At 44.9% G+C, this 12,368-nt stretch carries 15 protein-coding genes; all 15 read right to left on the bottom strand.

What is annotated here, in order from left to right; all coding sequences use genetic code 11:
* Positions 1-3: 3 nt before the first annotated feature.
* From QOZ98_RS17655 to QOZ98_RS17585, 15 genes are read right to left on the bottom strand one after another with little or no spacing between them, the layout of a single operon-like run.
* Positions 4-441, bottom strand: a complete 438-nt coding sequence (locus QOZ98_RS17655; RefSeq protein WP_308788596.1) for a YaaR family protein — start codon at positions 439-441, stop codon at positions 4-6.
* Entirely contained in the window at positions 442-873 is a 432-nt protein-coding gene (locus tag QOZ98_RS17650; RefSeq protein ID WP_308788595.1) for a DUF6115 domain-containing protein, read from the bottom strand.
* A 36-nt stretch (positions 874-909) separates the two neighbouring features.
* The gene (locus QOZ98_RS17645; protein WP_308788594.1) at positions 910-1,668 is read right to left on the bottom strand and encodes a FliA/WhiG family RNA polymerase sigma factor; all 759 of its coding nucleotides are present in this window, start codon (positions 1,666-1,668) and stop codon (positions 910-912) included.
* Positions 1,669-1,704: 36 nt separating this feature from the next.
* The gene (locus QOZ98_RS17640; protein WP_407676720.1) at positions 1,705-2,574 is read right to left on the bottom strand and encodes a MinD/ParA family protein; all 870 of its coding nucleotides are present in this window, start codon (positions 2,572-2,574) and stop codon (positions 1,705-1,707) included.
* Complete coding sequence (gene flhF / locus QOZ98_RS17635; protein WP_308788593.1) at positions 2,567-3,688, bottom strand: flagellar biosynthesis protein FlhF; 1,122 nt, start codon at positions 3,686-3,688, stop codon at positions 2,567-2,569. Before flhF ends, QOZ98_RS17640 begins: the two co-directional genes overlap by 8 nt.
* Entirely contained in the window at positions 3,685-5,724 is a 2,040-nt protein-coding gene (flhA, locus tag QOZ98_RS17630) for a flagellar biosynthesis protein FlhA (RefSeq protein ID WP_308788592.1), read from the bottom strand. The genes flhF and flhA overlap by 4 nt, the downstream gene beginning before the upstream one ends.
* A 22-nt stretch (positions 5,725-5,746) precedes the next feature.
* On the bottom strand, positions 5,747-6,835 hold the full coding sequence (gene flhB / locus QOZ98_RS17625; RefSeq protein ID WP_308788591.1) for a flagellar biosynthesis protein FlhB: 1,089 nt from the start codon (positions 6,833-6,835) through the stop codon (positions 5,747-5,749).
* Complete coding sequence (fliR, locus tag QOZ98_RS17620; RefSeq protein ID WP_308788590.1) at positions 6,836-7,615, bottom strand: flagellar biosynthetic protein FliR; 780 nt, start codon at positions 7,613-7,615, stop codon at positions 6,836-6,838.
* A gap of 6 nt (positions 7,616-7,621) precedes the next feature.
* Positions 7,622-7,891, bottom strand: coding sequence for a flagellar biosynthesis protein FliQ (gene fliQ, locus QOZ98_RS17615; RefSeq protein ID WP_142827577.1), 270 nt, complete (start codon positions 7,889-7,891; stop codon positions 7,622-7,624).
* Positions 7,892-7,907: 16 nt separating this feature from the next.
* Positions 7,908-8,597 (bottom strand): flagellar type III secretion system pore protein FliP, encoded by a 690-nt coding sequence (gene fliP, locus QOZ98_RS17610; RefSeq protein WP_142827578.1) that lies wholly within the window; start codon positions 8,595-8,597, stop codon positions 7,908-7,910.
* Positions 8,594-9,241: a flagellar biosynthetic protein FliO gene (locus QOZ98_RS17605; RefSeq protein ID WP_308788589.1), complete on the bottom strand. Its 648-nt coding sequence runs from the start codon at positions 9,239-9,241 to the stop codon at positions 8,594-8,596. Before QOZ98_RS17605 ends, fliP begins: the two co-directional genes overlap by 4 nt.
* Positions 9,242-9,267: 26 nt before the next feature.
* Positions 9,268-10,323: a flagellar motor switch phosphatase FliY gene (gene fliY, locus QOZ98_RS17600; RefSeq protein ID WP_407676719.1), complete on the bottom strand. Its 1,056-nt coding sequence runs from the start codon at positions 10,321-10,323 to the stop codon at positions 9,268-9,270.
* Positions 10,313-11,296 carry a flagellar motor switch protein FliM gene (gene fliM, locus QOZ98_RS17595; protein WP_308788587.1) on the bottom strand — a complete coding sequence of 328 codons (984 nt, stop codon included), beginning with the start codon at positions 11,294-11,296 and terminating at the stop codon, positions 10,313-10,315. Before fliM ends, fliY begins: the two co-directional genes overlap by 11 nt.
* 13 nt (positions 11,297-11,309) lie before the next feature.
* Positions 11,310-11,525, bottom strand: coding sequence for a flagellar FlbD family protein (locus QOZ98_RS17590; RefSeq protein ID WP_142827582.1), 216 nt, complete (start codon positions 11,523-11,525; stop codon positions 11,310-11,312).
* Positions 11,526-11,573: 48 nt separating this feature from the next.
* Positions 11,574-12,356, bottom strand: coding sequence for a flagellar hook-basal body complex protein (locus QOZ98_RS17585; protein WP_308788586.1), 783 nt, complete (start codon positions 12,354-12,356; stop codon positions 11,574-11,576).
* Positions 12,357-12,368 lie beyond the last annotated feature (12 nt).

Raw genomic sequence — 12,368 nt, 5'->3', positions numbered from 1 at the left:
TCTTTACATATATAAATTGATAAGCAATCCCTTTATTTCTCCGACTAGATCCAAAGTACCAATTCCTTCTTCTTCATTATTCAATACTTCATCTTGAATTTCAATCATTTTTTTATCAATCACTTTAATGATTTGCTGGGATTTCATTCCCCCGGCTGGATGCTGGCTTTGCTCGTCAGATAAAAGCAAGCCAAAACGGATAGATTCGCCAACAAATTGCTTTACCGCATGCTTATAATTTAATACATTCTCAAGCGTGCGTTGATTGGAGAGTTTCTGTCCTTGTTCGTCCACTCGTCCCATTAATTGGTTTAAAGAATCATTTTGCAGCTTAGATTGGGATTTTTTCATGGCGTTTGAAAAAATTTCACTCGTTTTGTTTCCCGCAACTTGTACTGAAAACCGTTCATTCTGGATATTGCTCTGACTATCAATGCGCAATTACAGCACCCCGTCTTCTTTAAAATTCACTTGTTGTTTGTGGTTCATCTTAACTACGAGCTCCACTTTACCATGATCGGTTTGGAGCACTTTGGCAATTTGTTTGGTAGAAAACCCCTGCCTTGAGAGCTGAATTATTTTCTTTGTCTCCACAGAAGCCTCTTCTGGAATTTCTATTTCTTTAGAACTAGGAGCAAAATTTCCTTCCAAACTTTCGATTCTTTTCGTTAGATGGATTTCACTTTCTTTTACATAGGCGATTAATTTATCATAAAGTTCATCATTTTCTTTTTCAAGCTGCGCCACGAATTCTGCCATACTTTCGTGGACTCCAGTTGGACCTTCATCCATTCGCTGCTTTTTGACTGTTAGCATCAGCAGGACATTCATTAGCAACAGGACAATACTGATTGCCACCAATAGCAATTCCATGATTATCACCCTGGCTCTCTGTTTATTATTTTCATTTCAATAATTGTCGTGCACCGATAATATTGAAGCATGCAAACGCAGCATGGCTTTTGAGTGAAGCTGCGAAACTCTTGATACACTGACACTCAGGATTTCGGCGATTTCGGTTAGTTTCATTTCTTCGAAATAACATAGGGAAACTGTGATTTTTTCCTTTTCCGGCAATCGCTCAATGGCGCGTACCAGCGATTCTTTGGTCATCTGCTCTGACAGGTGGCGCTCGGGTGAATCGACATGGTAATTTCCGAGCCTTCCTTGTTCTTCGAAATTTTCATCGTCCATCGATATCATTGTCGATAAGGCTGCTTCAGAAACTGTTTTATTCAGCTCAGCTTTCGTAATGCCCAAGTATGAACTGACATCTTCATCGGAAACAGAGGTGCTATTCTGCTGCTCCAGCAGAAGATAGGCTTTTTCAATTTTCTTGACTTTATCCCGGACTGAGCGGGGAAGCCAATCACTGGTGCGCAATCCGTCAATGATAGCTCCTTTAATACGCCAAGAAGCGTATGTTTCAAACTTCAAATCCCGTTCGATGTTGAATTTGCTTAGGGCATCAAGCAAGCCTTCATAAGCGTAGCTGCGGACATCGTCTTTTTCCACCGTTTTAGGCAAACTGATCATGAACCGTTGAATCACGTAATCGACCAAAGGAAGATACTGTTCAACCAAGTATTCGCCAGCTTCCGGATCCCGATGTTGTTGCCAATCGCTCCAGCAGGTGAGTTCTTCTTTGGACAACTTATGATTCACCATAATCTTCACCACCATTTCCAAGCGGAAAAGCCGCTCTTATTTAAACAGAATCTTCATAATGAATCCTTTGAGGCCTAATTTGTAAGGGACTGGCAGCTGTAGAAATTCACCGGCCACTTTTCGGATAGCTGCCGCCGACGGGCTGTCCGGATATGCCAGCAAAAGCGGCGTTTGTTTTTTCACCGCTTCTGGTATGCGTGCATCGCTTGGAATGAAACCAAGCGTGCCGATTTCTTTGCCGAGAAACTGCTCCGCTACCTGTTTAAAGTTATCTGCCGTCTGCTGACCTTCGCGTAAGCTGGTAGATTGATTGATCACCAGCTTCATGTGGACGTTCGGGTCTTTGCCATGAACCATCTTAACGACTGAGTAAGCGTCAGTGATTGAAGTTGGTTCAGGGGTCGTCACCAGGATGACGTCGTCAGCAGCTAGGATAAAGCGGAGATTTTCGTAAGATAGACCTGCTCCCGTATCCAGAATGATATAGTCTACTTTTCCCTGCAGCGTGCTCAGTTCTTTAAAAAACTTTTCCAATTTAAGGTCGTCCATCCGAAACAGGTCATTAAATCCGTTGCCTCCTGAGATAAATAACAGGCCATTGGGACCTTCTTCGATAATATCCTGCGCGGCCAGATCTTTTTCGATCATCGTTGCGATCGTTTCCTGCGGTGTCCGGCCCAACAGCACATCGATATTCGCAAAACCAAGGTCAACATCGAATATGAGTACTTTCTTGTTTTGTTCCACCAGGCTCAACGCAAAATTTAACGCAAAGTTGGATTTCCCCACCCCGCCTTTGCCGCTGGTAATGGCCAGAACCCGCGTCTTCCTGATGGTTTTTCGATCAGGTTTTTTTTTTTGCTTTGCCAACATTCTTTCCCTTAATTCATTCGCCTGATCAAGCATGCTTTTCTTCCCCCATTAAAAAATCTGCAACCAATTCAGAAGTGACTGTCAAAATATCGTCCGGAACGTTTTGTCCATTGGCTATGTAGCGGATGGGAATATCGTAATGAAAAATCAGGTTCAGAATGGCTCCCGAAGAGCTTGTTTCGTCTTTTTTGGTTAGCAGCAGTTCGTCCATGGCAATCGACTGGAAATTGTCGATGATTTTTTTCATGTCTTCGTATTTGGCAGTCAGGCTGAGCACTAGGTTAATCTGGACTTTGTTGTCATTCGGCAATAAGCGTTCAAGCTCATCAATATACTGTTTTTGCTGGTAGTTGCGCCCGGCAGTGTCCATCAGAATAATGTCACATTCTGCAAAATCCTCAATCGCATGCTTCAACTCTGCAGCCGAGTCAACTACTTTGACCGGCAGATTCAAAATGCTGCCATAAGTCTTCAATTGCTCAACTGCAGCAATCCGGTATGTATCGGCAGTAATTAAACCTACTTTTTTATCTCTTGTCAGCATATAATCAGCCGCGATTTTGGCGATCGTTGTGGTCTTCCCTACACCTGTCGGACCAATAAAACAAATGATTTCAGGATCTTGAGCAACTTTTGGCGGCTGTTTTTCTTCAATTATGGCAAGGATTTCTTCCCGAGCAGCAGACCATACCTTCTCTAACGTATGGTCAGTCTCGTCATTCAAATTCGAAATGATTTTCGCAATCAATTCCGCTTGGATGTCTTCTGCTACTTCCTGTGCAGTTAAGTGTTTTTTCAATATCTGAAATGTTTCCGGCAGACGGTCTTCAGTCATCTGCTGCATCATGAATTGCTTGATGTTCTTCAACTCGCTGATCAGTTCAGTTGCCGTTTCTTTTGGAACAGCCGGCTGCTTGACAGGCTGTACTTTCGGAAATTCTGCCGGTACGTGTTCCCGTTCACTTTCCCGTGTTGCTATAGGGTCAATCGCTGCTGTCACTTCCAGTTTTTCTTTTTGGAAAAACCCTAAAAAGCCGCCCGTTTTCACTTTTTTTGTATTCAAAATCATAGCGTCCGCGCCTAAATCCCGTTTGATAAGCGGGATTGCCTCTGTCATACTTCCAACAATGTATGTTTTCAGCCTCATGAGATATTAACAACTCCAACACTTTGAATTTCAATCTCCGGTTCCAGCTCATTGTACGAAAGTACTGGCAGATCAGGCGCAAATCGCTCTACAAACTGCCTCATATAAATACGGATGGCAGGAGACGTGAGCAAAATCGGTTGAACACCTGTCTGCTGAAGCTGGGCGGCCTGTTCCGTGATCTTCTGGAAAATTGTCTGGGAAGACTCAGGATCGATGGATAGGAAATTGCCCTGCTCTGTCCGATGCACCGAGTCTGCAAATTTCTTCTCGAGGCTCGCTCCGGCTGTGATCACCTGCAGCGGCTCTCTTTGCGTCGTGTATTGCAGCGTAATTTGCCTTGATAGTGCCTGCCTGACGTATTCCGTCAACAGATCCGTATCTTTTGTCTGCGAGGAGTAATCAGCCAGCGTTTCCAAAATGACCAATAAGTTGCGGATTGATACTTTCTCTTTCAGAAGTTTCATCAATACTTTTTGCACTTCTCCGATCGTCATCAGCTGCGGCACCAATTCCTCCACAACTGCAGGCGCAGTTTCACGCACATTTTCGATCAGCGACTTGACTTCCTGTCTGCCGATCAGCTCATGGGCATGGCGCTTGATCACTTCTGTTAAATGCGTCGAGACTACAGACGGCGGATCGACAATTGCGTAGCCGGCCATTTCGGCTTCTTCTTTCATTTCTTCATTGACCCATAGCGCAGGCATGCCGAAAGCGGGTTCAACCGTTTCGATGCCTTCCACCGCTTCGTCATCAATTCCTGGGCTCATGGCCAAGTAATGGTCAAGCATAATTTCTCCGGATGCTACCCGGTTGCCTTTGATCTTGATGACGTATTCGCTAGGCTGCAGCTGGATATTGTCGCGGATCCGGATAACCGGTACCACGATGCCAAGCTCCATTGCACATTGCCGGCGAATCATGATGACACGGTCCAACAAATCGCCGCCTTGGTTTTTGTCGGCAATTGGGATCAGCCCATAGCCAAATTCAAATTCAATGGCATCGACATGAAGCAGGTCGATAACGCTTTCCGGACTTTTCATTCCTTCCAGCTCTTTCTCGTCCTTGCCTATTTCCACTTCCTGCTTTTCCTCAGAGTTTAATGCTTGCTGCATCCGGAAAGCACCATATGAAATGACACCTGCAATCGGCACCACTAGCAGTGGGCTGATTGGTGTAAATACGGCAAACATTACAAGGGTTGCAGCTACAACATACAGCATTTTAGGATAAGCAAAAAGCTGCTTCGTGATATCCGATCCTAAATTGCCATCCGATACTGCACGCGTTACGACAATACCCATCGCTGTGGAGATCAACAGCGCAGGAATCTGGGAAACCAGACCATCTCCGATGGACAGTAGGGTGAATAGCTCGGCTGCTTCTCCAAATGGCAGTCCGTGGACCATCACTCCGATCAGCAAGCCGCCGATAATGTTAATGATGGTGATGATGATGCCGGCAATGGCGTCGCCTTTGACGAATTTGCTGGCACCGTCCATCGCTCCGTAGAAATCTGCTTCCGAGCTGACTTTTTCGCGCCGATTTTTGGCTTCCTGATCCGAAATCATTCCGGATCCCAGATCAGCATCAATGCTCATTTGCTTGCCGGGCATTGAGTCGAGCGTAAATCGTGCAGCAACTTCTGCCACTCGCTCAGATCCTTTTGTGATAACCAGGAACTGAATGATGACCAGAATCAGGAACACCAAAATCCCAATAATGGCACTGCCGCCAACAACAAATGAACCGAAAGTCTCGATAACTTGTCCAGCTGTCTGTTCGGTCAAAATGGAACGGGTTGTTGATACGTTTAATCCCAAGCGGAACAGTGTAGTCAGCAAAATCAGTGTGGGGAATATAGAAAATTGAAGCGGTTCTCTCGTATTCATTGCCACCAACAGGATGGTTAGGGCAATACTGATATTAATCATGATTAAAATATCTAATAAGAGCGGCGGAAGAGGGATGACCATCATCACAACGATCATGATGACGGCTACCATAATGGCATAATCTCTGATTTTCACGCGGTCCCCTCCTCTTTCCAATTCATCGGATTTTTCCTTTTAGTCGGTAAATATATGCTAAAACCTCTGCCACGGCCAGGAACAATTCTTCCGGCACGGTATCCCCTATTTCAACCTGGGCATACAGCGCACGTGCAAGAGGCTTATTTTCCATCGTCACAATTCCAAGCTCTTTCGCTTTTTCTTTGATTTTTAAGGCCAGATGATCTTTGCCCATCGCGATGATGACCGGAGCCGCCATCGTTTCGGCATCGTACTTGATGGCGATTGCATAATGCGTCGGATTAGTGATCAGCACGTCCGCGCCCGGCAAATCCTGAATCATTCGATTCATGCTCATTTGCCGTTGCTTGTCTTTTATTTTTGATTTGATCAGCGGATCGCCTTCCGCTTTTTTGTATTCGTCTTTAATGTCCTGCTTGGACATCCGTATGCCTTTTTCAAATTCGTATTTCTGGTAAATGTAATCGAGAATGGATAAACACAGCAGGATAATGCCTGCAACCAACCCCATTTGAAACACTAAAGAGCCGATAAAAGATAAGGAATGACTAATGCTTTTTTGAGACAGTAAAAACAATTCTTCCTTGCCAAGCCACAGCACACCAAAGGCAGCGCCTCCGATAATGGCAATCTTCAGCAAGGATTTTCCCAATTCGACCAGGGCACGAGCTGAAAAGATTCGTTTTGCGCCTTTAATCGGATCCATCCGTTCCAACTTTGCCATAATCGGATCCGTCGAAAAGATGGCACCGACCTGAATAAAGTTTCCAAAAAAACCGAAGACTACACCAATCAGCATGATCGGCATCATGAGCAAAAATGCATTCATAGCCATCTGTTCAAACAATGTTCGAATGGTCGCGGGTGTTATTTCCCAGGAAATATATTCAGTAAAGTGGATGCGGTAGATCGCCAAGATCCGGTCCAGCATCCAGCCGCCCAGTGAATTCAGCAGCATGATCCCACCTAATAAAATCATGGCTGCGGCGACTTCAGGGCTTTTGGCTACCTGGCCTTTCCGTTTGGATTCCTGGCGTTTTTGCGGTGTCGCTTTTTCAGTTTTTTCACCGGCAAAAAACTGCAGGTCCAGGGGATACCTTTTCACCACTTACGTTCCTCCTAATAAACTGATCAACTGAGCCATGCTCACCAAAATTTTCTCAAAGAGAATCTGCAGGATGAAGAAGAATACAGGCATGGTCAGAAACAGCATAACAAAGCCGACTAAAATCTTTATCGGCAAGCCAACAGCGAATATATTCAGCTGCGGAACTGTTTTTGCCAGGATGCCAAGTGCAATATCCACCAAAAATAAGGCACCGATGATCGGCAGCGCAATCTGGAGGGCGATCAGGAACATATCTGTGAACAAGCCGGTCATAAATTGAGCGATGTCTTCAGCTTTCACCGAAATCGCCAGACGTTCCACCGGAAACACGCGGAGGCTATGCATGACGCCATCCAGCATCAAATGGTGTCCGTTGGCTGTCAACAGGAACAGGATGGCCACCATGTACTTAAAGTGGCCAATAAGTGGTACTTGTGCACCTGTCTGCGGATCCAGTACATTGGCCATGGAAAAACCCATCTGAAAATCGATGAAGGCACCGGCAATCTGGACTGCGTACAACAGCAGTGCCGCTGTGAATCCAAGCGCCAGTCCCGTACCAAGCTCTTTGATGATTAATAAAATGTAAGAAGAGTCCATTGGAATCGTATCGCCCATCGGCAAGGTCGAAACAGCGACAAACGCCAGAAAAGCAGCGATGCCGATTTTAAATTGCGCCGGTACGCCCCGCATGGAGAAGATCGGGGCAATCAGGAAAAAGCTGCTCAACCGGATGAGCATCAGCAAAAAATAAGGCAGTATGTCAAAAATCATTTCCATGCCCGCTTACCCGATGATTCTTGGCAGCTGCTGAAACAGGTCTCTAGTGTAATCCAGCAGCAATGTCAGCATCCATGGTCCAAAGACTACAAGCGAAATGAAGACTGCCAGTATTTTCGGAATGAACGCCAACGTCTGCTCCTGGATTTGCGTCATTGCCTGGAAGACGCTGACCAATAATCCGACAGCAAGCGCAATCAGCAGCATCGGGGCCGAAATGAGGATAATGGTAAAAATCGATTGTTCGGCTAGTTTGATCACCATATCTGGAGTCATCGTTTTCTTCCCTTCGTCAAAAGCTGACAAGCAGCGATTCGATTATTAAGTACCAGCCGTCCACCAGGACAAACAGCAAAATTTTAAAAGGCAGTGAAATCATCACCGGCGGCAGCATCATCATCCCCATTGCCATCAGCGTACTGGCAACCACCATATCGATGATCAAAAAAGGAATGAAAATAACAAAGCCGATTTGGAATGCGGTTTTCAGTTCACTGATGGCAAATGCCGGAATCAGTGATGTCAAGGGGATTTCCTCAATGCTGTCGGGCTTTTCCAACTCTGCGTATTTAAAGAATAAGGCCAAGTCTTTTTCCCGTGTGTTTTGTGCCATGAATTCCTTTAACGGAAGAATGGCGGTATCCAATGCTTCCTGCTGCTCCATGTCGCCGTCTAAATAGGGCTGCAAGGCCGTTTCATTCATTTCCATCGCAATCGGCGACATGATGAAGAACGTCAGGAACAGTGCCAGGCCAACCAATACCTGGTTCGGTGGCATGGATTGTGTACCGAGTCCGGTCCGGACAAATGACAGCACGATGATGATCCGCGTAAAGCTGGTCATCATGATGAGAATTCCCGGGGCCAGCGACAAAACGGTCAACAGGAAAAATAGCTGTAGAGTCGTTGAGACATCTTCAGGCGATTCTCCGCCAAAATCAATGCCCGGAATATTGATGGATGATAAAATTTCCGGAATCATAGCGGACGCCCTTCCTTGTCGGTCTGTTCTTGTCCGAGCTCATTTTGGAGCTCTTGCTGTTTGGCTTTTTGCTTGTTTAGGCTTTGATGGAAAAGCTGATCAAAACCTTTTTTTTGCGGATTTTTCGAAAAATCCCCGATTTTCTTTTTCGTAAAGTCCAGCAGGTTTTTGGAAAGTGCCGGCTGCTGATGTTCAAAGTCTTTTTCAATGCCGCTAATTTCAGCTGCATCCGAGAATTCTTTGATCAAGGTCACTTCATCACCGACGCCAATCAAGTACATCTGGCCGCCAACTTTCACCAATTGAAGCGATTTGTTGTTGCCAAGAGGCGTACCACCCATCAGCTTGACTGCCTGGTTCGGCTGAAGATTCTTCTGGCGTGCTGCCAAAAACTTGATCAGACCGTAAATCATCGCCACAATTAATAGCGTATAAAGTACCAATTGAACAATGATGCCAGCCAGGCTTTTTTCTTCCACCGGTGCCGTTTCTACCGGATCTGCCGGCGTTTCTTCTTCGGGTTCTTCGTTGTTGAGCCATTCCACGACATTCGGGCTTGCCTGAACAGTCAATGGAACCGACAGTGCACCGAAAAACAAGACTGCCATTAGCAGTGCGATGTATACATTCTTTGATTTGTTCAATTTCGGCAAACTCCTTCTATCAGACATTAACGCAGCTTCGAGATACGCTCCGCTGTACTTAGTACATCTGTGACGCGGACACCGAAATTTTCGTCAATGACTACGACTTCTCCAACTGCGATCAACTTGTTATTGATCAAGATATCGACGGGTTCTCCAGCCAATTTATCCAGTTCGATGATAGATCCCTGTGAAATTTCCAGTATATCTTTGACCACACGTTTTGTACGACCTAGCTCCACAGTAACTTGAAGCGGGATATCCAATAGCATGTTCAGGTTATTCGGTTCCGACGGTGCTGTTTCCGTGTTATCAAAGCTTGAAAATTGGACGTTTTGTACCGTTTGTGTTTCTTGAGTCTGTTGATTTAGCTGTTTGTCTAGATGGCTTTCCGATTGCTTTGGCATTTCACCTATCTCCTTTGTGTCTTCTTCGTCAAACGGTTCAGTTAATATAGCTACCAAAAGTTTCGCTAGTGGCACTGGAAGGCATAGATGAAAACGGATATTCTGCTTGCCGCTAATATTCAGCTGAAATTGGGATTCCGTAAACCATTGCTCTTTCGTGAAATTGGCCAATGGAAAATCTACATTCCGATCGACAACATCTATACCCGATAGAGAATGGGCAATATCTCTTTCCAATAGAGATGACATCGACTGCGCTACGGAGTCGAACATTTTCCCAATCATGCTTTGAACAGCTTGAAATGCTGTTTCGTCTTCTGCATCCTCCAGTCCAGCTTTCAATGCAGCATCTACATCTTTTTTGGAAACGGCAAGAACTTGCATCCCGTTTGCTGCACCTGTATATTCACCAAGTGCAACATAAAACGGTGCACTTACCGAAGCGAAGACATCATCCCTATTGGTGATGGCCAAAGTTGGCGAAGTCACGAAAACCTGTTCAGAAAGCAGCGAAGTCAGTTCAGCGGCTGAACCGCCGAGTGATGCGTTCAGCAATTCGATGATTGCTTCTGTTTCCATTTTCGATAATGAACTTTCAGACATCATCTTTCCTCCCACATTCTTATAATTCAGTAAACCTGCAGTTTCTTCCGAAGAAGGTTGATCAGTCATCATCAAATAGAATTCCTTGAGTTGACACTTCTGTTACCTGTACAGCCATTCGACCTTTTGAAACGCCAGGCTGTGCATAAAATTTCAATTTATTGTCCACCTGGAGCGTGACCGGAGCATCATACGACTCATTCAAACGAATCACATCCCCGTTTTTCAGGTTTAGAAAATCCCCAAGTTCAATCGTCGATTTTCCCAGTACAGCTTTGATTTCCATTTTAGTGCTTTGAAGTTTTTCCTCCAAAGCTTCCATCTCATGTGTTTCAATTGCTTTTTTTTGATTGGCAAGCCAGTGTTTTGCTGACAGCTTCGGCAAAATTTGTTCCAGCACGACATGGGGCAAACAAATATTGATGATGCCTTCCACATTGCCAATTTTCGTTTGCAGCTTGACCAAAATGACCGTTTCATTTGGCGGAGACGTAGTCAGAAATTGCGGATTCACTTCAACCTCCCTGAGTTCTGGAGTCAGCTTCACTACGGACGACCAAGCTTCCTCGAAACAATCCAGTGATTTCGAAAATACACGTTCAATAACGCTGATTTCAATTTCAGTCAACTCACTGTCCTTCTGCAAAAGATTGCCTTGCCCCCCAAGAAGCCGGTCGAACATGACATATACCACATCCGGGGAAAAGCCCATAACCATACTGCCCTGCAGCGGTGCCGCTTCGAAAACTCCCAACATCGATTTTTTCTGGACATTGCGGATAAATTCCTGATAAGAAACTTCTTCTACCGTCTCGACACTAACTTGAACAAAAGCCCGAAGCTGCGCTGAGAAATAAGATGACAATAAGCGGGAAAAGTTCTCATGGATGCGGGATAAGGTACGAATCTGATCTTGTGAGAAACGCAACGCTTTCTTGAAATCGTATGCTTGAACATTTCTTTTTTTGTCGATAACTTTTGGCTCTTGGTTCCCCATTGCCGAAAGGATGGTTTCAATATTTTCATCTGATAAAACATCGGTCAACTTGATTGCCCCCTCATTCGTCCAAGTTCGGCTCATGCAAACGAGGTAAAATGTTCAGTTTCCGGTAATAATCGGTCACTTTGTCCATAACTTCCTCTACGGTTTCCAATACATGGACTTTCTTGCCCGTTGTTAAAGTCACGACGGTATCCGGTGTGGATTCCAACCGTTCAATATAAATAGCATTTAATACAAAAGAAGAGCGATTTAACCTGGTCAATTGAATCATGTCGATTGCTGTTCAAAGCTTAGCCCTGCTCAGCCTGAGCCTCCTCTATTATCGTTTCAAGTTGACTACTTCCTGCAGAAGTTCATCTGAAGTCGTGATTGTCCGTGAATTCGCCTGGAATCCGCGCTGTGCAATGATCATTTCCGTAAACTCTTCCGTTAAGTCAACGTTGGACATTTCAAGCATCCCAGAACCAATTTCTGTATTCTTGTCTGTAGCTGTTTGGATATTCAAGCCGTTTGCACTGGCCATTCCTGTCATCTCATACAAAGAACCGCCAAACTTCCGAAGGCCTGATGGGTTTTCAGGTGCGGAAATCCCAATCTCGGCAATCGTTGTTTCTGTTCCATCAGCTTGTTTTCCAATTACTTCTCCTAAGCGATTGATACTGAAGGAATCGTACTCTGAGACATTGATTGCCTGCTCGTTACTGCTTAAAACATTGTATCCCTGTGCCGTCACTAAATTACCTTCTGCTGTCACAGTAAAATTTCCCGCACGCGTTAAATATTGCCCTTCTCCGTTGGCAGCTTCTGGATCTTGAACAACAAAAAATCCGTCACCCATAATCGAAAGATCTGTTCCAACTCCTGTAGTCATTGCTGATCCTACATTATGGTTTACATTGATCGAAGCCATTGATGAACCTAAACCGATTTGCATGGGATTTGTTCCACCGCTTGATAAATTTTGGCTTAGAAGATCTTGAAAGTTAATCGTACTTTTTTTGTAGCCTATTGTATTAACGTTGGAAATATTATTCCCGATTACATCCAGCTTGGTTTGAAACCCTTTCATTCCTGAAATTCCTGAGTACATTGAACGCAACATTTAATTTTCCCC

Origin of the sequence: Planomicrobium stackebrandtii (assembly GCF_030814955.1) — a bacterium.
Lineage (GTDB): Bacteria > Bacillota > Bacilli > Bacillales_A > Planococcaceae > Planococcus > Planococcus stackebrandtii.
This window is presented reverse-complemented; position numbering and strand designations above follow the sequence as displayed.